Source organism: Actinacidiphila yanglinensis (assembly GCF_900107965.1).
Taxonomy (GTDB): domain Bacteria; phylum Actinomycetota; class Actinomycetes; order Streptomycetales; family Streptomycetaceae; genus Actinacidiphila; species Actinacidiphila yanglinensis.
Genome location: NZ_FNVU01000009.1, coordinates 329791 through 350707 on the forward strand (window position 1 = coordinate 329791; position 20917 = coordinate 350707).

Annotated in this window: 19 protein-coding genes; 8 read left to right on the plus strand and 11 right to left on the minus strand. The window is 74.4% G+C overall.

The window, feature by feature from the left end; translation table 11 throughout:
• Positions 1-37: 37 nt before the first annotated feature.
• Positions 38-1561, minus strand: coding sequence for an MFS transporter (locus C4U44_RS22505; protein WP_103887805.1), 1524 nt, complete (start codon positions 1559-1561; stop codon positions 38-40).
• A gap of 184 nt (positions 1562-1745) precedes the next feature.
• Here C4U44_RS22505 and pgm point away from each other — a divergent pair, with 184 nt between their 5' ends.
• Complete coding sequence (pgm, locus tag C4U44_RS22510; protein ID WP_103887766.1) at positions 1746-3386, plus strand: phosphoglucomutase (alpha-D-glucose-1,6-bisphosphate-dependent); 1641 nt, start codon at positions 1746-1748, stop codon at positions 3384-3386.
• Positions 3387-3496: 110 nt separating this feature from the next.
• Here the strand turns inward: pgm and C4U44_RS22515 are convergent, their stop codons facing one another.
• From C4U44_RS22515 to C4U44_RS41605, 5 genes are all read right to left on the minus strand, one after another.
• A complete protein-coding gene (locus C4U44_RS22515; RefSeq protein ID WP_103887767.1) occupies positions 3497-5263 on the minus strand; it encodes an ABC transporter ATP-binding protein in 1767 nt (588 codons plus the stop codon).
• 309 nt (positions 5264-5572) lie between these two features.
• Positions 5573-6313, minus strand: a complete 741-nt coding sequence (locus C4U44_RS22520; protein WP_103887768.1) for a chaplin — start codon at positions 6311-6313, stop codon at positions 5573-5575.
• A 180-nt stretch (positions 6314-6493) separates the two neighbouring features.
• A complete protein-coding gene (locus tag C4U44_RS22525) occupies positions 6494-7501 on the minus strand; it encodes a TIGR03617 family F420-dependent LLM class oxidoreductase (RefSeq protein ID WP_103887806.1) in 1008 nt (335 codons plus the stop codon).
• 354 nt (positions 7502-7855) lie between these two features.
• Positions 7856-8131: a DUF5133 domain-containing protein gene (locus C4U44_RS22530; RefSeq protein ID WP_103887769.1), complete on the minus strand. Its 276-nt coding sequence runs from the start codon at positions 8129-8131 to the stop codon at positions 7856-7858.
• Between the two features lie 298 nt (positions 8132-8429).
• The gene (locus C4U44_RS41605) at positions 8430-8603 is read right to left on the minus strand and encodes a hypothetical protein (protein ID WP_160145083.1); all 174 of its coding nucleotides are present in this window, start codon (positions 8601-8603) and stop codon (positions 8430-8432) included.
• 433 nt (positions 8604-9036) lie between these two features.
• Between C4U44_RS41605 and C4U44_RS22535 the strand changes: the two genes are divergently transcribed.
• Positions 9037-10299: an MFS transporter gene (locus C4U44_RS22535; RefSeq protein ID WP_235032255.1), complete on the plus strand. Its 1263-nt coding sequence runs from the start codon at positions 9037-9039 to the stop codon at positions 10297-10299.
• Positions 10300-10323: 24 nt separating this feature from the next.
• Here C4U44_RS22535 and C4U44_RS22540 read toward each other — a convergent pair whose 3' ends face one another.
• The gene (locus C4U44_RS22540) at positions 10324-10944 is read right to left on the minus strand and encodes a nucleotidyltransferase domain-containing protein (RefSeq protein WP_235032256.1); all 621 of its coding nucleotides are present in this window, start codon (positions 10942-10944) and stop codon (positions 10324-10326) included.
• Positions 10941-11387 carry a YchJ family protein gene (locus C4U44_RS22545; protein WP_103887771.1) on the minus strand — a complete coding sequence of 149 codons (447 nt, stop codon included), beginning with the start codon at positions 11385-11387 and terminating at the stop codon, positions 10941-10943. Before C4U44_RS22545 ends, C4U44_RS22540 begins: the two co-directional genes overlap by 4 nt.
• A gap of 187 nt (positions 11388-11574) precedes the next feature.
• Between C4U44_RS22545 and C4U44_RS22550 the strand changes: the two genes are divergently transcribed.
• Positions 11575-11952, plus strand: coding sequence for a hypothetical protein (locus C4U44_RS22550; RefSeq protein ID WP_103887772.1), 378 nt, complete (start codon positions 11575-11577; stop codon positions 11950-11952).
• Between the two features lie 358 nt (positions 11953-12310).
• Here C4U44_RS22550 and C4U44_RS22555 read toward each other — a convergent pair whose 3' ends face one another.
• Positions 12311-13858, minus strand: a complete 1548-nt coding sequence (locus tag C4U44_RS22555; protein ID WP_103887773.1) for an ATP-dependent DNA ligase — start codon at positions 13856-13858, stop codon at positions 12311-12313.
• A 95-nt stretch (positions 13859-13953) separates the two neighbouring features.
• Between C4U44_RS22555 and C4U44_RS22560 the strand changes: the two genes are divergently transcribed.
• Entirely contained in the window at positions 13954-14577 is a 624-nt protein-coding gene (locus C4U44_RS22560; RefSeq protein WP_103887774.1) for an alpha-ketoglutarate-dependent dioxygenase AlkB family protein, read from the plus strand.
• 16 nt (positions 14578-14593) lie between these two features.
• On the opposite strand, the gene C4U44_RS22565 is transcribed toward C4U44_RS22560, so the two are convergent.
• Positions 14594-16069 carry an MFS transporter gene (locus C4U44_RS22565; protein WP_235032257.1) on the minus strand — a complete coding sequence of 492 codons (1476 nt, stop codon included), beginning with the start codon at positions 16067-16069 and terminating at the stop codon, positions 14594-14596.
• 499 nt (positions 16070-16568) lie between these two features.
• Between C4U44_RS22565 and C4U44_RS22570 the strand changes: the two genes are divergently transcribed.
• The 4 genes from C4U44_RS22570 (at position 16569) to C4U44_RS22585 (ending at position 20164) form a co-directional block, all read left to right on the plus strand.
• Positions 16569-17072, plus strand: a complete 504-nt coding sequence (locus C4U44_RS22570) for a DUF5709 domain-containing protein (protein ID WP_103887775.1) — start codon at positions 16569-16571, stop codon at positions 17070-17072.
• 169 nt (positions 17073-17241) lie between these two features.
• Entirely contained in the window at positions 17242-17985 is a 744-nt protein-coding gene (locus tag C4U44_RS22575) for a hypothetical protein (protein ID WP_103887776.1), read from the plus strand.
• A gap of 364 nt (positions 17986-18349) precedes the next feature.
• Positions 18350-19291 carry a sensor histidine kinase gene (locus tag C4U44_RS22580; RefSeq protein WP_103887809.1) on the plus strand — a complete coding sequence of 314 codons (942 nt, stop codon included), beginning with the start codon at positions 18350-18352 and terminating at the stop codon, positions 19289-19291.
• A gap of 111 nt (positions 19292-19402) precedes the next feature.
• Positions 19403-20164: a class I SAM-dependent methyltransferase gene (locus C4U44_RS22585; protein WP_103887777.1), complete on the plus strand. Its 762-nt coding sequence runs from the start codon at positions 19403-19405 to the stop codon at positions 20162-20164.
• A gap of 22 nt (positions 20165-20186) precedes the next feature.
• Here the strand turns inward: C4U44_RS22585 and C4U44_RS22590 are convergent, their stop codons facing one another.
• Positions 20187-20846 carry a TetR/AcrR family transcriptional regulator gene (locus C4U44_RS22590; RefSeq protein WP_103887778.1) on the minus strand — a complete coding sequence of 220 codons (660 nt, stop codon included), beginning with the start codon at positions 20844-20846 and terminating at the stop codon, positions 20187-20189.
• Positions 20847-20917 lie beyond the last annotated feature (71 nt).

A 20917-nucleotide genomic window follows, 5' to 3' on the forward strand; every position in this document is an offset into this window, starting at 1 on the left:
GGACCGGCCACCCCGGAGGGTCAGGGCACCCCGCCCCTCAGGGGACCCGGGTACTCCCGGGCGACGACCCGGGCTCCAACGGCGGAGCCGAAAACGCACAGTTCGCCGTGCACTGCGGCTCCACCGCCTCCTCCGCACCCTCGGCGAGAATCGCCCCGGAGGGAACGAGGAACGCGGCCAGCACGGCCCCACCCGCGCAGAGCCCTGCGCAGATGATCATCGCCTTGTCGAACGCGGTGTTCACCGCATGCGCCGAGGTGTACGCCTTGTTGGACAGCCCGATCGCCAGGGGCAGCGCGGCCACGACGAGGAGTTGGGCGACCCGCGCGGCCGCGTTGTTGACCCCGCTGGCCACCCCCGCGTGGTCCACCCCGACGGAGGCCAGCACCGTCGCGGTCAGCGGCGCCACGAACAGGCACATCCCCAGCCCCTGCACCACCACCGCCGGCAGGACGTCGGCGAAGTAGGAGGAGGTGCCGGGCGAGACCCGGGTGAGCAGCAGCATGCCCACGCCGGCCAGCAACGGCCCCAGGGTGAGCGGCCAGCGCGGCCCGATCCGCTGGGCGAGCGCGCCCGCGGGCGCGGACAGCAGCAGCATGAGCACGGTGACCGGCAGCGTCGCGAGCCCCGCGCGCAGCGCGGTGTACCCGGCGGCGACCTGCAACTGCACCGGCAGCAGGAAGAACACCCCGCCGATCGCCGCGTACAGGCACAGCGTCACCAGGTTCATCGTGCTGAACAGCCGGGAGGAGAAGATGCCGAGCGGCAGTATCGGATGCGCCCGGACCCGTTCGGTACGCAGGAAGCCCGCACCGCACAGCACCCCCGCCAGCACCGGCAACCCCACCGTCAGCAGCGACGGATGGCTGGACGCGGCGATCAGCGCGTAGGTGATCCCGGCCAGGGACAGCGCGGCCAGCGCCGCGCCGGTGATGTCGAAGGACCCGGTCGCGTTCCGGTCCCGGCTCTCGGGCACGTGCCGCACCGCGATCAGCACGACCACCGCGCCGACCGGCACGTTGATGAAGAAGATCCACCGCCAGCCCGGCCCGTCCACCAGCCAGCCGCCCAGGAACGGCCCGACCGCACCGGCCACCCCGCCCAGGCCCGACCACGCCCCGACCGCCTTCGCCCGGTCCTCCGGCCGGAAGGTGGACTGCACCAGCGCCAGCGACCCCGGCGTGAGCAGCGCGCCGCCCACCCCCTGGAGCGCCCGGGAGGCGATCAGCATGCCGCTGTCCTGCGCGAGCCCGCACAGCGCGGAGGCCAGCGCGAACCACACCACGCCGACCACGAACACCCGCCGCCGCCCGTACCGGTCGCCCAGCCCGCCGCCGAGCAGGATCAGCCCGGCCAGCGTCAGCAGGTAGCCGTTGACCGTCCACTGCAGTGAGGCCAGCGACGCGTTGAGGTCCTCGCCCAGCCGCGGCAGCGCGATGTTCACGATCGTGCCGTCGAGCAGGGCCATCCCCGAGCCGAGGACCGAGCAGGCCAGCACCCACCGCCCGGTCCCCGACGACAGCGGTACACCGCCCGACGCGGGCAGCCCAGCCGTGGTCATCGCCTCCGCCTCTCCCGTGCGGCCGGCGCCGGACGGCGCCCGCCGAAGCGTCACCACCCTAGCGCCGCGCGGGAGATGCCCTCCTCCCGGCGGGGCCGTCGTGGCGTGGCGCGGGCGGCGCGTGAGAATAGTCGGGCAGGGCAGGTCACCCACCACGACAGCCAGCAGCGAGAAGGAGTGCAGGATGCCGCACGAGCGTGCCGGAACCCCCGCCCGGCCGGAGGACCTGGTCGACGTCCCCCGGCTGGTCACCGCGTACTACGCCCTGCACCCGGACCCCGGCGTGACCGGGCAGCGGGTGGCGTTCGGCACCTCCGGGCACCGCGGCTCCGCGCTGGACACCGCGTTCAACGAGGACCACATCGCGGCCACCAGCCAGGCCATCTGCGAGTACCGGGCTGCGCAGGGCACCGACGGCCCGCTGTTCCTCGGCGCGGACACCCACGCGCTCTCCGAACCCGCCCGGGTCACCGCACTGGAGGTCTTCGCCGCGAACGGCGTGACCGTCCTGATCGACGCCGCCGACGGCTACACCCCGACCCCGGCCGTCTCGCACGCCATCCTCACCCACAACCGCGGCCGTACCAGCGGCCTGTCCGACGGGGTCGTGGTCACCCCCTCGCACAACCCGCCCCGCGACGGCGGGTTCAAGTACAACCCGCCGACCGGCGGCCCGGCCGGCTCCGACGCCACCGGCTGGATCCAGGACCGTGCCAACGCCCTGATCGCGGACGGGCTGCGCGAGGTGCGCCGGATCCCCTACGCCCGGGCACTGGCCGCCGACACCACCGGCCGGCACGACTTCCTCGGCGGGTACGTCGACGATCTGCCCGCCGTCCTCGACCTGGAGGCGGTGCGCCGCGCGGGCGTCCGCATCGGCGCCGACCCGCTCGGCGGCGCCTCCGTCGGCTACTGGGGCCGGATCGCCGAACGCCACGGCCTGGACCTGACGGTGGTCAACCCGTACGCCGACCCGACGTGGCGGTTCATGACGCTCGACTGGGACGGGAAGATCCGGATGGACTGCTCGTCGCCGTACGCGATGGCCTCGCTGATCGCCCGCAAGGACGAGTACGCCGTCGCCACCGGAAACGACGCGGACGCCGACCGGCACGGCATCGTCACCCCCGACGGCGGCCTGATGAACCCCAACCACTACCTGGCCGTGGCCATCGACTACCTGATCGGGCACCGCGAGCAGTGGAGCGACGGCCTGGCCGTCGGGAAGACCCTGGTGTCCTCGTCGATGATCGACAAGGTGGTGTCCGGGCTCGGCCGTACCCTCACCGAGGTCCCGGTCGGCTTCAAGTGGTTCGTGGACGGGCTGATCGGCGGCACCCTCGCGTTCGGCGGCGAGGAGTCCGCGGGCGCGTCGTTCCTGCGCCGCGACGGCAGCGTGTGGACCACCGACAAGGACGGCATCCTGCTGGCGCTGCTCGCCGCCGAGATCACCGCGGTCACCGGCCGCAGCCCGTCGGAGCACTACACCGACCTGACCGCCCGGTTCGGTGCGCCGGCCTACGCCCGGATCGACGCGCCCGCCGACCGGGAGCAGAAGGCCGTCCTGGCCAAGCTCTCCCCGGAGCAGGTGCCCGCCCGGGAGTTGGCCGGCGAACCCGTCACCGCGGTGCTCACCGAGGCGCCCGGGAACGGCGCCCCGCTCGGCGGCATCAAGGTCTGCACCGACAGCGCGTGGTTCGCCGCCCGCCCGTCGGGCACCGAGGACGTGTACAAGGTCTACGCCGAGTCGTTCCAGGGCGAGGAGCACCTGGCCCGGGTGCAGGAGGAGGCCCGCGCGATGGTGTCGGCGGCGCTCGGCGGCTGAAGGACGCCTCCTCCTGCGGGGCCGGCGGGGCGGCCCGGGCCTCTGGTGCCCGGGCACGCCCCGCGTCCGGCCCCGCGTCCCGGCTTCGCGTGGGGGCGCCGTGCGGCGGCTCAGGCGAGCTGCGCCGCCTGCAGACCGGCGTACGCGCCGCCGCTGCACAGCAGTTCGGCATGCGAGCCGATCTCGACGATCCGGCCCTCGTCCAGCACCACGATCCGGTCGGCGTTCCTGATCGTGGACAGCCGGTGCGCCACCACGAACACCGTGCGGCCCTTGACCAGCCGGCCCAGCGCCTGCTGCACCAGCGACTCCGAACGGGAGTCCAGCGCGGACGTCGCCTCGTCGAGCACCAGCACCCGCGGGTCGCGGATCAGCGCGCGGGCGATGGCCAGCCGCTGCTTCTGCCCGCCGGACAGCCGGGCGCCCCGCTCGCCGACCACCGTGTCCAGGCGGTGGGGCATCCGGTCGATGAACTCCATCGCGTTGGCGTCCCGCAGCGCGGCGCGCACCCGGTCGTCGGGCACTTCGGTCATGCCGTAGGTGACGTTCTCCCGGATGCTGCCCTCGAACAGGATCGAGTCCTGCGGCACCACCGACAGGAAGCTGCGGTAGTCCCGCAGGTCGAGCGACTCCATGTCGACGCCGTCCAGCAGGATCCGGCCGCGGGTCGGGCGCAGGAAGCCGATCACCAGGTTCAGCACCGTGGACTTGCCGGCGCCGGACCCGCCCACCAGGGCGATGGTCTCGCCGGGCCGCACGTCGAGGTCGAAGCCGGCCAGCGACGGCCGGCCGCCCTCGGGGTAGGTCAGTTCGACGTCGCGGAACTCGAACCGGCCGGTCACCCCGGCCACTTCGGCCTTGCCGTCGTTCTGCTCCAGGTCGGGGGCCTGCAGCACCTCACCGATCGAGCGCACCGACTCCAGGCCCTTCCCGATCTGCGGGGCGAGGGTCAGCAGCGTGGTCACCGACGCGGTGAGGCTGGAGAAGTACGCGCTGAGCATCACCACGGTGCCGGGGGTGACGTTCAGCCAGCCGTAGTACGCCACCATCGCCGAGACCGACAGGCAGGCGACACCGATCGCGTTGAGCAGGATCCAGGCGATCGAGCCGAACCAGCCGTTGAGCCGGTCCAGCCGCAGCCCGGCGTGCAGCACCTCGCCCAGGGTGCGGTCCATCCGGTGCAGCGCGGTGTTCTCCAGGCCGTGCGCCCGGGTGATGGGGATCAGCGTGGTCATCTCGCTGACACGCGAGGAGAGTTGCTCGACCTGCTGCCGGAACAACTCGTTGCGGTCCTTCAGCCGGCGGCGCAGCCGGACCACCAGCGTCGCCGAGGCGGGCACCACGATCAGGTACACCGGCAGGAACGCGGGTGCCTGGATGCCGATGACCACCAGGCCGCCGGACAGCGTCGCGATCGCGGCCAGCCCGTTGTCCGCGGTCTGCTGGGCGGCGGTCTCGATCGTCTCGACGTCCCTGATCACCTTCGCCTGCAGCACGCCCGCGCTGACCCGGGAGTGGTAGCCGATCGAGAGCTGCTGCATCCGGTGGCACAGCGCGGTGCGCAGCCGGGTGCCGGTGCGCCGGATGGAGCCCTGCATGAAGCGCACGTACGTCAGGTGCAGCGGCAGGTTGAGGACCAGGATCACCAGCAGGACCGCCGAGTTCCACCACAGGATGGAGATCGGCTTGTGCTGGACCACGACGTCCACGACGTTGGCGGTGATGAGCGGCAGCAGCCATACGGGGGCGTGCTTGGCGAGGAAGGCGGCGACGGCCATGCCGACGCGGCGCCGGTCGGGATGGAAGAGGTAGAGGAGAGTACGGAGAGGATGCTCGCCACGGTAGCGGTGGCTGAGCGTGCCTTGCGGCAACGCCATTGCGGGACTCCTCGAATCACGTCTTCGCGGTGATGCGGTAAGGGGTGCGGCACGGCAGGTGCGGGCTTCGGCGCTGAAGCCGGCATGCGGAACTCGTGCGTGCTCCACCCTAGAGGTCGGGAGTCGCGCGGGACCTGGCGGAGCGGTGTCGTTCCTGGTCCCCGGCGTGCGGGAACGTGATCGGGCGGCGGCCCGGACGGAGGCGGAACGCCACGCGGCGGGCGGCCCGTGCGGGCCACCCGCCGCGTGGTGGTCATCTGCGGGTGCTCAGCCGCGGGCGGCCCGAAAGCCCCCCGAGGCGTCGGCCGTTCACGCCGCGGGGCGGGCCCGGCGGTAGAGCACGGCGCCGCCGAGCATCAGCGCGGCGCTCGCGCCGCCGGCCCAGCCGAGGCCGTCGGCGCCGGTGTGCGCGAGGGTCGGCGCCGCCGACGGCTCGGCGGCGGACACCTCGTTCGGCGGCGCGGGGATCGGCTGGTGCGCGGGCGGAGGAGGCGGCGTCCGGTCGGCGGGCGGCGCGCCGTTGACCGAGGTGGTGCCGGACGCCGGGTTGCCGATCCCGACCACGTTCACCGAGTTGCCGGAGATGTTGATCGGGAGGTCGATCGGCAGCTGCAGGGAGTTCCCGGACAGCACGCCGGCGGAGCCGGTGTCACGGTCCGCCGTGTGGGCGCCGCCGGAGGTGCGCGCGACCGACGAGGCGGCCGTGGACCCGCCGGCGGTCCGGCCCGGACGTCTGGCCGGGCGCGCACCGGTGGACGGGCCGGACGACGCCGGCGATCCGGACGTCGCGGACTGGCCGGACCTGCCGGACGAAGTGTTGGCGCAGGTATCGCCCGAGGCCGGGTTGAGGAGCCCCACCACGTCGACGGTGTTCCCGCACACGTTGATCGGGACGTGCACCGGGACCTGGACGGAGTTCCCCGACAGGACGCCCGGCGAGTCCGCGCTCTCGCCGCCGGCCGCCGCGTCCGCCTGCGCGTATCCGGCGGATGCGAGCACCCCGCCCGCGACCATCGCGGTGACCAGTCCCTTTCGGGCGACCTTGTTCATACGCTCACTGCCTTCCGGGAAGTCCTCGCGGGCGGGGTGCCCGCACCGAGGACAACGCGCGGCGCGGCCGAACGAGTCATGCCGGTCGGCCAATTCCTCCCAACGAGTGACCGCGCACTGGCGGTGTTCGCCTGGTGTCGATAATGCCCGCCGGGGAGGGACGCTGCTTCTGATGCCAGGTCAGAACGTGCGCAGCGCCTGCGCCGTGGCGCCCACCAGCTCCGGGCGCGCGGAGTACGGCAGGTAGAGGGAGAGCCGGTCGACGACGGAGCCGAACCGGTCGGACAGCGCGGTGGCGACCTGCTTGGCGTCGCCCGAGACGGCGAACGCGTCGAGCACGGCGTCGTCGATCTCCGCGCCCATCGCCTCCCACTCCCCGCGCCGCGACATGTTGGTGAGCCGCTTGTGCAGGTCTCCCCAGCCGTGGTGCTCCAGCACGGGCAGATAGGACGGGGTCGAGGCGTAGAACGCGATCCGCTCCCGCACGGCCCGCTCGGCGACCGTGCGTTCTTTCTCGTCGGCGCCCAGCACGACCAGTGCGGGCAGGCCCACGGTGAAGCCGTTCAGCGAGCCGCCGCGGGCCTCGCGCAGGACCGGCAGGGTCAGTTCGCGCAGATAGCTCTCGGTGGTGAGGCTGTGGCAGAGCATCCCGTCCGCCGAGCGCCCCGCGACCGCGGTCATCAGCCGCCCCACGCCGGCCAGCATGATCGGCGGGTTGCCGTACGGGTTCGGGCCGGGGTTGAAGAAGTCCGTCATCAGGGTGTGCTCGTAGAACTCGCCGCGGAACATCAGCCGTTCACCGCTCGACCAGGTCGACCAGATGGCCCGCAGCGCCGTGACGAACTCCTCCATCCGGGCCGCGGGGCTGCTCCACGGCATGTTGAACCGGCGCACGATGTGCGGCCTGACCTGGGAGCCGAGGCCGAGCTGGAACCGGCCGCCGGAGATCAGCTGGAGGTCGTTGGCGTGGATCGCGACGCTCATCGGGTTGCGGGCGAAGGCCACCGCGATCGACGACTGCAGGCTGATCCGCGACGTGGCGCGGGCGGCGAGGGCCAGCGCGGTGAACACGTCGTGCCGGGTCTCGGACGCCCCGAACCCGTCGTAGCCGGCCGCCTCGGCGGCGACCGCCTCGGCCTCCGTCTCCAGCGGGGTGGCGGTGGCGGAGGAGGGGGCATCGATCAACACGGCGGACTCCTCGGTGGTGGCGCGCGGGTGGCCGGCTCCCGTGGCGCGCACGGACGGCCCGGCCCGCGTCGTTCGGCAGCCACGATCGATCCGATGATCGAGGATCGGGCACTCGCTGACAAGGAGAGGACAGCCGCTTCGGGAATGGCCCGGTAACGCGCGGGATTACCGCGCCATGGCGAACTCCACTGCCTGGCGAGCCTGGTGGGAGTCGGCGGCTGCGCGGGCGGCGGGGTCGCGCGGGTGAGCGCGCGACCCGCCTCCGCGAGTGCCGCCATCCGGTACGCCGTCGTCCGGTCGGTGCTTCGGTGCTTCGGTGCTTCGGTGGTGCGGTGGGGCCAGCGGTGGGGGGGCTCAGGCCGCGCTGGCGTCGCGGGCCGGGTCCGCGGCGAAGGCGTCGATCGTGACGGCCCCGATCCGCCCGCGTGCGGCCGCCAGCGCGGCCCCGATCTCGCGGGTGCCGGTCGACACGCACAGGGTGTAGATGGTGTCCTGCAACTGCTGCCGCACCGCCGGGTCCGCGCCCTCGGTACGATCCGATCCGTCCGCATGTCCCTCGTCGAGGACGGCGCGGAGCGTCTCGTAACGCTCCATCAGGTTGCGCAGGACGATCGGGCTGGCCATCAGCATCGGGGTACTCCTCAGAGGCTCGGCGAAAACGGCGCACACGAGGGCCGTTTGCCCGGTCCTGCTGCCTGCATGCGGAATACACGCAGAATTTACGTCGATCCGCGCATGACACGTGTCACACGCGCGGCCCGGGTCGCGTACCCGTGGGGCGGCCGGGAGCGTCGATACGCCTGGTACGAGGAGCCGTTGACGCCCCCTCAGCAGGGGCGAGGCGGCCACGGCCCGCCCCCGGAGGTCGTCCGGGCGGCGGGCGCGTGCTCATGCCTGCGGGTTCCCGCTCACGCCTGGGGGCGGTCGCTCAGTCGATGCTCCGCAGGATGTGGGTCTCGGTCGGGTCGTCCTCGTATCCGGCGAGCCGGATCGGTGCGCACCGGGACCACGCGTCGAGCGGGCGCTCCTCCTTGAGCAGGGTCCTGCTCTCCCGACCGCGTTCGGCTGTCGTGTCCTTGTGCGTGAGCTTCTCTGCTGACACCGCGCACTCCTTAGCGTCGCGTGGTCCGGAAACGCCGAACGCGGCCTGTTCCTCGCGTCACGGCGCCCGGCTGGATGTCCTCGTCTTTCGGGCGGTGCGGACGCGGTGGCGCCTGATGCCGGTGCCGGAAGCGTGGCCGAGTCGGCGACTGGTTCCGGGACGGGCCGGGGGGCCAGGTACTTCCCCGACAGCCTGTTCGTCCCGGTCAGCGTATGCCGACGCCGAGCGCGCCACCAGCCGGTTTCACCCTGCCCTCGGCCACCCGGGTGGGCCGCTCACCCGTGCGCCACCCTGCTCAGGGGCGACACCCCGCGGGTTCTCCCGCCGGTTCCGGTTGTTACCGTTTGCCGTGCTCAACAGTGAAGAAGACAGCCGCGACGTTCCTGGGCCGTCCGGGGCGGCGCCCGGGCCCGGCATAGCCGTCGCTCCCGTCGTGGAGCCCGTCAAGCGCCGATCGAGGCTGCTCGCGGACATCTCCCCGCTCCGGGAGCACGCCGACTTCCGGCGCCTGTGGTTCGGCAACACCGTCTCCTACATCGGCCAGCAGATGACCGCGATGGCAGTGGCCCTCCAGGTCTACGCGATCACCGGCTCCAGCTTCTACGTGGGCCTGGTCGGGCTGTGCTCGCTGGTCCCGCTGATCGTCTTCGGCCTGTACGGCGGGGCGGTCGCCGACGCGGTCGACCGGCGCCGGCTCGGGCTGGTCACCGCGAGCGGCGCGACCGTGCTGTCCGCCGCGCTCGCCGTCGCCGCCATCGTCCACGTGCACAAGGTGTGGCCGCTCTACGTGATCGTCGCCCTCCAGGCCGTGTGCTTCGCGATGAACTCGCCGGCCCGCTCGTCCATGATCCCCCGGCTGCTGCCGCCCGAGCGGCTGCCCGCCGCCAACGCGCTCGCCTCCCTCGCCGGCGGGGTCGGGCAGATGGCCGGGCCGATGCTCGGCGGCGTCTTCGTCGGGTTCTGGGGCTACCAGGCCGCCTACCTCATCGACGTCGCCGCCTTCACCGCCTCCCTCTACGCGATGTGGCGGCTGCCCGCGATGCTGCCGGGGGAGCCGGGCGCGAACGCGGCCGCGGTGCGCCGGCGGCCGTCGGTCGTCGAGGGGCTGCGCTACCTCGCCGCCCGGCCCAACCTCCGGACGACGTTCGTCTCCGACCTCGCCGCCATGGTGCTGGCGCAGCCGCGCGTGCTCTTCCCGGCGATCGCCGGCCTGTGGTTCGGCGGGGACACCCGCACGGTCGGGCTGCTCGCCGCCGCGCCCGCGGCCGGGGCGCTGCTCGGCAGCGTCTTCTCCGGCTGGCTCGGCCGGGTCAACCGGCAGGGGTTCGCGGTCCTGGTCGCCGTCGGCTCGTGGGGCGCGGCCGTCGCCGTCTTCGGCCTGACCCGCAACCTCCTGCTCGGCCTGTTCTTCCTCGCGCTCGCGGGCTGCGCCGACACCGTGTCCATGGTGTTCCGCAACACCATGCTCCAGTCCGCCGCGCCGGACGACATGCGCGGCCGGCTCCAGGGCGTCTTCCTCGTCGTCGTGGTCGGCGGCCCCCGCCTCGGCGACTTCCTCGCGGGCTCCGCGTCGGACCTGTTCACTCCGGCCGCGGCGGTGGTCGGCGGCGGCCTCGCCTGCATCCTGGCCATCACGCTGATCGGGCTGTTCCAGCGCGGCTTCATCCACTACGACGCCCGCGACCCGATCGCGTAGCGCGACCCCGGGTGCCGGCGCGGCTCAGGGGAGCGGCAGGGCGGTGAGGGCGGCCGCCTGGGAGGCGAGCGAGGAGTCGAGGGCGGTGGCGGCCTCCGCGAGGGTGGCCAGGTCGGCGGGGAAGTGGCCGCTCGGGTGCGGCGGCAGGCCGACGCGCGGGTAGGCACGCGTGAGGAGGGCGTGCGCCGTCGCCGGGTCGCCGCGGTGCAGGGCCTTCACCGCGGCGACGCCGTTGGCGAGCGCGCTGGCGGCCGGCCGCCAGGGATGGCGGACGGCCGGGGCGGAGGGCGCGGCCCCGGGCTCGGCGCGCACGTCGAGGTCGAGCCGCCAGAAGGGCGGCAGCCCTTCGAAGGCCACGAACAGCAGGCGGTGCCCGGGGGTTTCGGCGCTTTCCGGGTCGCCGCGCAGCGACATCACCGGGCGCACCCGGGCGAGCACCTCGCCGGCCCGGTCCACGCAGCCGCCGAAGCGGTCGTCCGGCACCGTCCAGGCGATGTCGATGTCGCTGTAGGGGTCGGCGGTGCCGCGGGCGAGCGATCCGCGCAGGTCCGTCCCGGAGCCCGGGCAGGCCCGGGCCAGCACCTCCATGACGTGGCCGGCGAGCGCCGCCCGGACCACCGGGTCGAGCCCCGGCACCGCGGTCACGCGCGCGCGTCCAGGTAGACCCACAGTCCGCCCTCGCGGACGAAGCGGCTGTTCGCCCGCTGCTCGCCGTCCTGCCCGCGCAGCCGGTAGCGGGCCCGGAAGTCGACGGTGCCCTCGGTGTGGAAGGCACTGCCCGCCGTGGTGCCGAGGATGTCGAGGCCGGTCCAGCGCATCCCGGGGTCGAGGTCGACGCCGGGCGGCCGGCTCGCCGCCGCCCAGGTGCGCAGCAGATACGGGGCGTCGCCGACGGCGAAGGCGCTGTAGCGCGACCGCATCAGCCGCTCGGCGGTCGGTGCGGGCGCCCGCCCGGCGTGCAGGGCGCCGCAGCAGTCGCCGTACGTCGCCGGCAGCCCGCAGGGGCAGGCGGCGGACGCCGGGAGGGCGACGGGATCGGGGCGGGGGGCGCGGGCTGCGCGGGTGGGACGGGTGGCACGTGGCGGCATCCCCCGATTGTGCCGCAGCCCGTGCCGCGGCCGGTACGGCGGCGGAGGCGCGCGGGATCACCCGGGCAGCCCGCACCCGTTCGGCGCAGCACGGGGTTTTGTCCGGCGTGCAGCGGAAATGCGCTGACCATGGCCCGCCGCGCTCGCGGACCGCCTGCCCGCCCGGTCCCTCCGAGAGGACTTCACCGTGAGTACCGCGCAAGAACAACCCGACCCCGCCGCGCAGGTCGCCGTCGTGCTGGACGGCTGCGCCAGGGAGGACGCGGTCGTCGTGCTGGCCGCGCTCCAGTCCAGCTTCCCGTCCGACCGTGCCGTGGACGACGAGCCCGTGGAGGCCGAGGGCGGGCAGCCCACCGTCTGGACCGCCACGTTCGACGTCTCGCGCACCCTGGGCCTGGCCGGCCCGGCCAAGCTCTCCCAGCCCGTCACCGTCACCGCGCAGGGCGGCTACCGCGCGGTGGACCGGCTCCGCGAGGGCCTCGCGGAGGCGTTCGCCGTCCGTGTCGTCGGCACCGCCGCGGGCGACCAGGAGCAGGAGGCCCGGCTGCGGCTGGAGAACCAGTAGAACCGGGAGAACCAGGGGGGAAGGGCCGCCGGGCGGCGCCCGTCGCGGAAGGCCCGGCCGGGCGCGGGGCGAGGACGCCCACCCGCGCGCCGCGGGTGGGCGCTGCGCCGCAGGCCGCCGGCTGGTGACCGCGAGCAGGATGAGCCGCCGGTGCGGCCCGCTCGGGCCCTCGGGTCTGTCGTGTGGATCTCCGTGGATGAAGGAGCGGGGTCCGGTGCGTGCAGATGCGAGGCGGAGGAGGGAGTCGACGCGGGGGGCCTTCCCACGCCGCGGGCTGTGGGGGAGTCGGTGACCGACGAGAACGCAGCAGATGTGCGTGCGGGGCCCCGCGACGCCGCGGAGATCCACACGACAGGCCCTAACCGCCGGTGTGGACGGCGCGGACCGACTCCACCGTGTCGGCCTGGTCGGGGGTCTTGTCCTCGCGGTAGCGCAGCACCCGGGCGAAGCGCAGCGTCATCCCGGCCGGATAGCGCGGCGAGGTCTGCACCCCGTCGTAGGCGATCTCCACCACCAGCTCGGGCCGTACGGTCACCACGTGGCCGTCGTCGCTGACCGCGCGCGCCAGCAACTGCTCGGTCTGCCAGTCGAGCAGCGCGTCGGTGAGGCCCTTGAAGGTCTTGCCGAGCATCACGAAGGAGCCGTCGTCCGCCCGCGCGCCCAGGTGCAGGTTCGACAGCTTCCCGGTGCGCCGGCCGTGGCCCCACTCGACGGCGAGGACCACCAGATCCAGGGTGTGCACCGGCTTGACCTTCAGCCACGACGCGCCCCGCCGCCCCGCCGCGTACGGACTGCCCGTGCTCTTGACGACGACGCCCTCGTGGCCGCGGGCCAGCGTCGCCGCGAAGAAGTTCTCCGCCGTCCGCATCTCCTGCTCGTCGCCCGGATCGGCCACCAGCACGCCGCGCACCCGCAGTTCGGCCGGGACGAGCGCGGCCAGCGAGGCGTGCCGCTCGGCGTACGGCAGGTCGAGCAGGTCGCGGCCGTCCACCGACAGCACGTCGAAGAAGACCGGGTGCACCGGCAGCGCGGCGGCGGCCGTCGCCACGTCGACCCGGGAGCCGACCCGGCCGGCGGTCTCCTGGAACGGCCGGGGCCGCCCGTCGGCGTCCAGCGCCAGCACCTCGCCGTCCAGCACGAACCGCTCCGCGGGCAGCGCCGAGACGACCGCCACGATCTCCGGGAGACGGGCGGTGACGTCCTCCAGGGTGCGGGTGAAGATCCGCACCTGCTCGCCGTCGCGGTGCACCTGCACCCTGATCCCGTCGAGCTTCTCCTCGACCGCGCACGCGCCGAGCCGGACCACCGCCTCCTCGACGCTCTTGGCCGCGCCGGCCAGCATCGGCAGCAGCGGGCGGCCCACGGTCAGCGCGAACCCGGCCAGCGCCTGCGGTCCCCGGTCGAGCAGCGCCTGCGCCACCGGTTCCAGCGCCCCCGCGAGCATCACCGCGCGCCGTACGTCGGCCGGCCTCGCACCCGTCGCCGCCGCCAGCCCCTCGACCGCCGCCGCGTCCAGGGCGCCCTGCCGCACCTCGCCGGTGAGCAGCCCCAGCAGGTACTCCTGCTCCGGCGCGGTGGCCGCGCCGAACAGATCCTGGAGCAGCGCCCGCCGCCCGGCCTGAGCGCCCTGGCCCGACACCGCGCCGACCTCGGTCAGCGCCGCGTCCACCGCGCGCACCGTCAGCGACGGCTCGGCGGCCGGCTCCGCCCGGTCGCGCAGCGCCGCCCAGCCGATGCCCAGCCGGCCCTGCGGCAGCCGCCCCGCCAGGTAGGCGATGGCGATCGGCGCGTCCTGCGGCTGCGGCTGCGCGGCGCGGAAGAACTCGGCGAGCAGCTCCGTCTTGCGGGACCGCGCGGACGTCCGCGCCACCTCCCTGGAGACCCTGGCCACCTCGGCGAAGAGCATGGTTCCATCGTGCGCCGACGAGCCGCCGCGCGCTCCCGCACGGGCGTGACCGGTTTCATTCGAATGGGCGTACGAATCTCGGTTACGCTGGCGGTATGCACCACCAGCAGGCGTCCCTCTTCGACACGGCCGCGCCCGGCCTGGGCGACCTCGCCGCCGCGCGCCGGACCCGGCTCGGCGCCGGCGCCTGGATCGACACCTTCCCCGGCTGGCTCACCGGTGCGGACGACCTCTTCGCCCGCCTGGCCGCCGAGGTCCCCTGGCGCGGCGAGCGTCGGCAGATGTACGACAACGTGGTCGCCGTACCCCGCCTCCTCGCGCACTACGGCGACGGCGACCCGCTGCCCGACCCGATCCTCGAGCACGCCCGCGCCGCGCTCACCGGGCACTACGCCGAGGAACTCGGCGAGCCGTTCACCACCGCCGGGCTCTGCTACTACCGCGACGGGCGGGACAGCGTCGCCTGGCACGGCGACCGCACGGGGCGGGGCAGCGACAAGGACACGCTCGTCGCGATCGTCTCCCTCGGCGCGCCCCGGCCCCTGCTGCTGCGCCCGCGCGGCGGTGGTCCCGCGACGGTGCGCCGGCCGCTCGGGCACGGCGACCTCATCGTCATGGGCGGGTCCTGCCAGCGGACCTGGGACCACGCGATCCCCAAGACCCGTTCGGTGGTCGGCGGCCGGATCAGCGTGCAGTTCCGGCCGCACGGAGTGCGTTGATCCCGCGGCCGGCGTGCTATCTGCGGTCCGGCGCCGTCGAACCCGTGGAGCCGAGGATGTCGACGAGGGCGACCACCAGGGCCAGTGCGGCGAGCCCGGTCGAGGTGAGGACGCCCAGCTGGAACCCGCCGGACCAGTCGGCGTGGTGGGCGTCGACCCGGGAGAAGAACACGGACCCGACGGCCGCGATCCCGGCGGCCGAGCCGATCCGCTGCGCGGTCTGGAGCACCCCGCCCGCGCTGCCGGCGCGCGCCACGGGCACCTCGGAGAGCGTGAGTGTCTGGTTGGGCGCGATCACCAGCCCGCTGCCGAGCCCGGCGAACAGCAGCGGCCCCGCCGTGACCCAGCCGATGGACCGGCCGGCGTCGAGATGGACCGCGAGCGCGGTGCCGAGCAGCCCCACCACCACCATGACGAGGCCGAACGCCACCAGCGGCCGGCCGATCCTGGTCACGATCCGCCCGCCCACGGCCGCCGCCGCCCCCGATCCCAGCGCGAACGGCATGATCGACAGGCCCGCCTCCAGCGCTGTGTAGTGCAGCCCGTTCTGCAGGTACAGCGTCAGGATGAAGAAGATCGCGGTGAACCCGGCGAAGTACAGCAGCGACAGCAGCACCCCGAGCCCGTAGGAGCGCTGCCGGAACAGGCCCAGGGCCACCAGCGGCTCCCGGCCGCGTGCCGCGTAGCGCCGCTCCCACTCGACGAACAGCGCGAGGATCAGCAGCGACGCGGGCACCAGCAGCCACTTCAGCGGGGTGCTCCACTGGTCCTCCTCCACGAACGGCAGCAGCAGCACCACGGTGCCGATCCCGAGCAGCAGCACCCCGACCGGGTCGAGGTCGCCGTGCGGGCGCCCCCGCGGGTCGGGACCGTCGCGGCGCGGCGGCCCGGGCAGCAGGCGGTGCGCCACCGGGAGGGCGGCCAGGCCGATCGGCAGGTTGACGAAGAACACCCAGCGCCAGCCCTCCTGGGTGCCGAACGCCTGGATCAGCAGGCCGCCCAGCAGCGGGCCGACCGCGGTGGACACCCCGATCGTGGCGCCCATCAGGCCGAACGCCCGCCCCCGCTCGGCGCCTTGGAACATCTGCTGGATGAACCCCGACACCTGCGGCACCAGGATGCCGCCCGCCGCGCCCTGGAGCAGGCGCGCGGTGATCAGCCACCCTTCGTTCTGGGCGGCGCCGGCCAGCGCGCTCGTCACGGTGAACATCGCCAGACCGAGTTGGAACACCGCGCGCCTGCTGTGCACGTCACCGGTCCGCCCGGCCGGGACCAGCACCAGGCCGAAGGTCAGGGCGTACCCCGACAGCACCCACTGCAGGCCGCTCTGCGACGCGCCGATCCCGGTCCGGATGGACGGCAGCGCCACGTTCACGATGCTGATGTCCAGCAGCGTCATGAAGCTCGCCGTCAGGCACACCGCGAGTGCCGGCCAGCGCCGGTCCCGTTCCCGCTTCCCCCCGGCCGGTGCGCGCGTCGGCGCTTCTTCCACGGTGTCCCGCTCCTCTCGGCTCCGCACCGCCCGCCGCCCGCACCCCGCTGCCCGTGCGAGCAGCGTGTACGCGCGGCGACCGGTGCTGGTACGCACCCCGTACGACGGCGTTGTGACCGGTGTACCCGGGTCGGTCGCCCCAGGTGGGCGCCCACACGCGCGCGTACCCCGGACGGCGGTACGTACCGGCCCGGCTTGCGCCCGCCCCCGGTCGTGCCCTCCGCCGCGGTTGGCGAGGGAGGAGCGTCGGAGGGATCGTGGAAGGCGGGTGAAATGCCCGTTTCCGCGTGGGACGGAGGGGTAGGCGACGTCGCGCAGCGCGGCATCCCGCAACACGAGAGGACGTGGTGGACGTGCGAAGCGCGATTCCCGTGGCACCCGAGGGCGCCTGCCCGAGTGAGCCGGCCCCGCCCCGGCAGGCACCACCGGCCACCGGCCGCACGCCCGCCCACCTGGACGCGTTCGACGGCGCGGAACCCGACGAGATGAGCGCACGCACATGACTCAGCAGGGCGGATTCGACGATCTCGGCCGCGGCGACGACGTGTACCAGCCCGACGAGGGCGGGGACCGCGACATCCGGGAGGACACCGGGCCGCTCGAGCCCGAGGACACCCTCGACGACCGCGGCATCGCGGAGGTGCTCGACGAGGGCTACTCGCCGCCGGAGCGCCCGCTGGCGGTCGAGGACACCGGCACCACGGGCGATGAGCAGCGCGCCGGCGAGTCCCTGGACCGCCGGCTCGCCCGCGAGCGCCCCGACGGGCAGCCGCCGGGTGGCGACGGGCTCGGCGACGCCTCGGACACCGACGGCGAACTGCTCGACCCGGAGGCGGGCGACCTGCGCTCCGGCCGCCTGGTCGGCCCGGACGAGGGTGCCCACTCACGCCGGGACGGCGTGACCGGCGAGGACGTCGGCATCGACGGCGGCGCGGCCTCCGCCGAGGAGGCCGCGGTGCACGTGGTGGAGGACGCCGACCTGCCCGACGAGGAGGACCGCTAGGCCCCACCGGGTACGCGGGATACGCGGGGGCCGCGCAGGTGGCGAGGGGCGGGGACGGCCGGACCGTAGCACCGTAGGAGGTGCAGGAACCGACGACGCACGGCGCGAAGGGCCGCCGGGATCGGGCAGACCCCGCGGGTCCCGCGAGCACAGACAAGGAGCCGGTGGCATGAGCGAAGCGAGCGACCGCGAGGAGATGCCCGACCGTCCCGGCCGGGGCGTGCCGTCACCGGATCCGGCGGGCCCCGGCGGCGCGAGCGTGGCGCCCGAGCCGGCTCCGGACCCGGGTGACGGCCCCGGATCGACGGGTACGGACCCGGGTACGGACTCCGCGGTGCCCGCCGGGCCGGCCGCCCCCGCCGACGACGGAGTGATCGCGCACGAACGGGTGCCGGACGGTGCGGGCGGGCGCGGCGGCAGGAACTGGTGGGGGTTCGGGCGCAGGCGCGGCGGTGCCGGCGCGGGTGCCGGGCACGAGGGCAGGCACGTCCCCACCGGGCTCGCGGCCAGCCTGGTCACGTCCGGCGGCCTGCTGCTGGCGATGGTCGAGGACCTGCGGATGCGGGGCGAGGACAGCCCGGAGGAAGTACGCCCGCTCGCCGACACCTTCGCGCGGCACTGCGCGGCCAAGGAGGCCACCGTCCGCAAGGTGCTGGAGCGGCACGGCGAGTCGGCGCGGATCGTCGCCCGCGACCGGCAGGAGGGCGACCTGATCCAGGGCATCCTCGACCGCGCGCTCACCGGCCGGCACCCGGAGGAGACCCGGCACCTCACGGTGGACGGCGCCCTCACCCAGATGTACCAGTACCTCTTCCACGAACGGCGCGACCTCGTGCCGGCCCTCGAGCGGGCGGTCCCCTTCGAGGAGAGCGAGACCCTGGCGGCGGCCTTCGAGGCGATCAACAACGGCTGACATCGACACGGCGCCGCAGGACGGCGCCACGGCGGACGGGGGTTCGGCGATGAGCGGTAGGCCAGTGGGCGGCGCCCCTTCGGGAGGCCGGGACGGTACGGGCGGGGGCGTCGCCCCGTGGGGCGGCGGGACGGTCGTGGGCGCCGCGGACGGCGGTGGTCCCGCGGTGGCGGTCGGGGCGCCGGACGGCGGCCCGACCGGGGGCCGGGCGGTGACGCTCCCGCCGGCCGCGGCCGGGCCCGTCACACTGCCGGCCCGCGCGCCGGCAGGTGGAGCGGTGGGCGGTCGACCCCCCGACAAGGTCATCTTTTCGGGGCGCATACTGTCGGGACCGGCACACGTGTCCGAAAGGGGGCCGGACGACGTGGACACCGCCGTCGGCGCCTTCTCGCACCCCGCCTTCTTCTACCGCGACGACGCCGAGTACCTCGACACCACCCTGGCCTTCGTGCGCGACGGCTTTTCCGTGGGCGAGCCCGTCGCCGTCGCCGTCCCCGGGGAGCGACTGGCGCTGCTGCACCAGGCGTTGGGGCCGCTCGCCGACGGCGTGCACTTCACCGACATGGCCCGCGCGGGCCGCAACCCCGGCCGGATCATCCCCGGCGTGCTCGCCGCCTTCGCCGACGCGCAGCCCGCCGGCCGGGTCCGGATCGTGGCCGAACCGGTGTGGCCGGGCCGCACTCCACTGGAGTACCCGGCCTGCGTGCAGCACGAGGCCCTGGTGAACGCGGCGTTCGACGGGCGCGGGGCCACCATCCTGTGCCTGTACGACGCGGTGCGGCTCGATCCGCAGGCACTCGGCGACGCCTGCGTGACCCACCCGGTGCTGATCGAGGGCGGGCGGCGCCGCACCAGCGCGCACTACGCCCCCGAACTCGCCGTCGCCTCCTACAACGTGCCGCTGAGCGAGCCGCGGTTCGCCGCCTCGTACGTCTTCGACGACGAACGGCTGCGCGCCGCACGCCGGTTCGCCGTCCGCACCGCCGACGCGCTCGGCCTGGCCGGTCCCCGGCTGGACGATCTGGCCCTTGCCGTCGCCGAGTTGACCACCAACAGCGTGCTGCACGGCGGCGGCCACGGCGTGGTGCGGGTGTGGGCCGAGCACGGGCACGTCGCCTGCGAGGTGCGGGACGGCGGACGGCTCGCCGACCCGCTGGCCGGCAGCCGGCTTCCCCCGCCCGGACGGCCGGGCGGGCGCGGACTGCTGATGGTCCATCAGCTCGCCGACCTGGTGCGCACCCACACCGGCACGGCCGGCACCGCGATCCGCTGCTACCTCACCCTGCCGCCGCCCGCGCCGGTGTAGACGAGGCCGAAGTGATGCGGCCCGGCATGATGCGGTCCGGCGCGACGCGCCCCTCGCGCGGACGCGCAAACAGGGTTGCCGCTTGTCCTCCGAACGGGGGAGGGTGACCCCATGGAGCGTGGATTCGACGACCTGGTGGCAGAAGCCGATGCCGTGTCCGTGGCCGGCTGGGACTTCTCCTGGCTGGACGGGCGGGCCAGCGAGCAGCGCCCTTCGTGGGGGTACCAGGGGCTGATGGCGGAGCGGCTCGGCCGGGTCTCGGCCGCGCTGGACATCCAGACCGGCGGCGGCGAGGTGCTGGCCGGCGCGCCGGCCTTCCCGCCGGTGATGGCCGCCACCGAGTCGTGGCCGCCGAACGTCGCGAAGGCCACCGCCCTGCTGCACCCGCGCGGTGTGGTCGTGGTCGCCGACGAGGACGAGCCGCCACTGCCGTTCGCGGACGCCGCGTTCGACCTCGTCACCAGCCGGCACCCGGTCACGGTGTGGTGGCACGAGATCGCCCGGGTGCTGCGCCCGGGCGGCACGTACTTCGCCCAGCACGTCGGGCCGGCCAGCGCGGTGGAGGTCTACGAGTTCTTCCTCGGCGAGCAGCCCGACACCGGGATCGGCCCGCGCCACCCCGACGCGGCGCGCGCGGCAGCCGTCGACGCGGGTCTGGAGGTGACCGATCTGCGGTACGAGCGGCTGCGGATGGAGTTCCACGACGTCGGCGCGATGGTGTACTTCCTGCGCAAGGTGATCTGGATGGTGCCGGACTTCACCGTCGAGCGGTACCGCGACCGGCTGCGCGACCTGCACGAACTCATCGCGGCCAAGGGGCCGTTCGTGGCCCACTCGTCGCGCTATCTGATCGAGGCGCGCAAGCCCGCCTGACCCTGCTGCCGCCGGTACGGCCTCACCGGGGCGCGTACCGGGACAGGAACATGTCGACGCCGCCGGTGACCATCCGGTCGGCCAGGTCGTCGTCCACGCCCGTGCCGTAGGCGCTGAAGACCAGGTGCGGGAAGACCAGCAGCGAGTAGAGCTGCAGGATGGCCACTTCGAGGTCGGGGATCTCCAGCCGGCCGGCGGCGGCGAGCCGGGCCAGCGCGGCGCCGGCCGCGGGGTGGTGCACGCCAGGGCCGCCGCCCTCGCGCCAGGCCGCGTCGAGTTCGGGGAAGCGGTGCGCCTCGCGGGCGACGAGGTTGCGGACCGCCAGCGTGTCCGGGTTCTGCCGTACCTCGGTGACCCAGGCGCGGGCGGCCGCCACGAGGACGGTCCGCAGGTCGTCGCCGTCGGCCAGCCCGTCCACCGCGCCGACCAGGGTGTCGCCGAGCGGGGCGTCCGTGGCGTCCTTGATCACCTCGACGAACAGCGCCTGCTTGCTGCCGAAGTGGTTGTAGACGGTCACCTTCGACACGCCCGCCTCGGCCGCGATCTGGTCCACGCTCGCGTCGAAGCCCTCGCGGAGGAAGAGGCCGCGGGCCGCGCGGAGGATGGCTGCCCGCTTGCGCTCGGCCCGCGGGCCGGCCGGCCGCGCCCGCTCGTCCTGCCGGACGGCTGCCCTGTCGCTCATGCCCGGCAGTCTAGCCCGCACATGAACTGAACCGTTGAGTTCAGGAGTGGAGAACTGTACTGTGCTGTTCA